The following is a 1,928-nucleotide window of genomic DNA, read 5'->3' as shown; positions in this document are numbered from 1 at the left end:
TACTCCAGTCGTAGATCGTGATCTTCCTGGTGGGGGCCGGGGGCAGCCTGCAGTGCTGCCCCCAGCCCCTGGGTGGGTCAGTCTGACCAGCACGCTGTGCACCGCTTGAGCGTCCCACCGTCCATGAGCTTCGCTTCAGACTCGTGCATCTTCATGAAGCCTTGCTGTTTCCCACCGTCATATTGAGTGCGTCCGCAAGGATGGGTGGCCGAGTGGTAGACCTTTCTGCGAGCCCCAAGGCTGCCGCGAACGAGGACCTCCGGGTTGCGGTAGTTCTCCGTCTCGGCCCGCTCCGCTTCAGCGATCTTCTTGTCCAGTGTCTCCAACTTGGCGTCGAACTCCTGACGATGGCGCTTCTGCTCCGCGAGGAAACCCTCGATGAGCCGGATGCGCTGTTCCCTCAAGATGTATGCGTTCACAACCTCGCCTTATCAATTGCTATCAGCTGATAGCAATTGATAGCACAGGGGTTGGCCCCCTCGCAGGGCTTTGCTGCCCCTGATGCAGCGGCATGGTCGACTGCAGATCGTGATCTTCAGGTCTGATTCGCGGCTTGTCGTCGGTAATGGCTGGCCTGGGCCCGGGCCTGGTGGCGGCGTCGCCAGGCGGACCAGTCGAGCCGGTGGGACGCATCGTGCAAGGGCCGGACGACGAGCGTCGTAAACAGTCGCTGGATCTCGTTGCAGGTGAGCGGGATCAGCCCGTCCGGACCGGGATGGCGGGCGTGTTCGTCGGCGCGGACGACGGCGAGGAAGGCGTGAGCGAGCATGGCCAGGGTGACCCAGCGAGACCACGAAGTGAAGCGGCGGACCTGGTGCTCGTCCAGTCCGGCCAGGCCCTTTCCGGCCTGAAATGTCTCCTCCACCCGCCACCTCGACCCGGCGACGCGGACCAGCGTGGCCAGGGGTACCGGGGTCGGCGAGAAGCAGCGGTAGTAGGCGAGTTCGCCGGTGGTGCGGTTGCGGCGGATCAGCAGCCGGTGGCTGCCGGGCCGTGCTTCGGCCAGGTCGATGACGGCCCAGTCGTAGAAGCGGTGCCCCTTGGCGCCGGCCCCGGCCGACAGCTTCTGCCAGGCCCGCTTCGGCACCTTCGCGGCCAGAGCGTCCGCACGGAACTTCCCCGCGCCGGTGGTGACTTCATGAGAGCAGGCGACGGCGAGGACGTAGCTGACCTGGCGCTCTTCCAACACGGACCGCAGTTTCGGGTTGCCACCGTAGACCTCGTCGCCCGCGACCCAGCCCACACGGTGCCCGGCATCCAGGAACCGGCCGATCATGCGGGCGGCCAGCTCCGGCTTGGTCGCGAAGACGGTGTCCTCGTCCAGGCCCGCGGCCCGGCAGCGGTCCGGGTCGCATGTCCATGAGCGCGGGATGTACAGCTCACGGTCCACTGCCGCGTGTCCGCGGCGGCCTGCGTAGACGAGGTAGACGGCGACCTGGGAGTTCTCGATCCTCCCGGCGGTGCCGGTGTACTGGCGCTGGACTCCGACGGTGTGCGTGCCCTTCTTCACGTCCCCGGTCTCGTCGACCACCAGTACCGCATCCTCGTCGCGCAGGTGCTCCAGCACGTACTCGCGCACCTCATCGCGCACGGCGTCGGCATCCCACCTGGCCCGGCCGAGCAGGTGCTGCATGCCGTCCGGGGTGGCCTCCCCGGCCCACTCGGCGATGCTCCAGCAGTTCTTGCGCGGCAGGTCCGATAGCAGCCCCAGCACCAAGTCCCTCACCCGGCGCCGGGGTTCGACCCGCGCGAACCGGCCCGCTATCCGGGACATCAGGACCTCGAACGCCTCCTGCCAGCGGGCAGGGTCTACGCTGTGCCCTGCGGCCACCGCACGATCTTCAGTCTTCACACACCGATGATCAGCGGTGGCTGTACCTGTCTCTCAGCCGACCCCACCGGCAAGATCACGATCTACGGCTGGAGTA

Annotated in this window: 2 protein-coding genes; both read right to left on the bottom strand. The window is 67.0% G+C overall.

Going from position 1 to position 1,928, the window contains the following annotated elements; genetic code table 11:
* Positions 1-77 precede the first annotated feature (77 nt).
* A complete protein-coding gene (locus ACIF9R_RS38230; protein WP_399987720.1) occupies positions 78-419 on the bottom strand; it encodes a hypothetical protein in 342 nt (113 codons plus the stop codon).
* Between the two features lie 116 nt (positions 420-535).
* The gene (locus ACIF9R_RS38225; RefSeq protein ID WP_399987722.1) at positions 536-1,774 is read right to left on the bottom strand and encodes an IS701 family transposase; all 1,239 of its coding nucleotides are present in this window, start codon (positions 1,772-1,774) and stop codon (positions 536-538) included.
* Positions 1,775-1,928 lie beyond the last annotated feature (154 nt).

This window comes from Streptomyces sp. NPDC086080 (genome assembly GCF_044540255.1).
In the GTDB taxonomy this organism is placed as follows: domain Bacteria; phylum Actinomycetota; class Actinomycetes; order Streptomycetales; family Streptomycetaceae; genus Streptomyces.
This window is presented reverse-complemented; position numbering and strand designations above follow the sequence as displayed.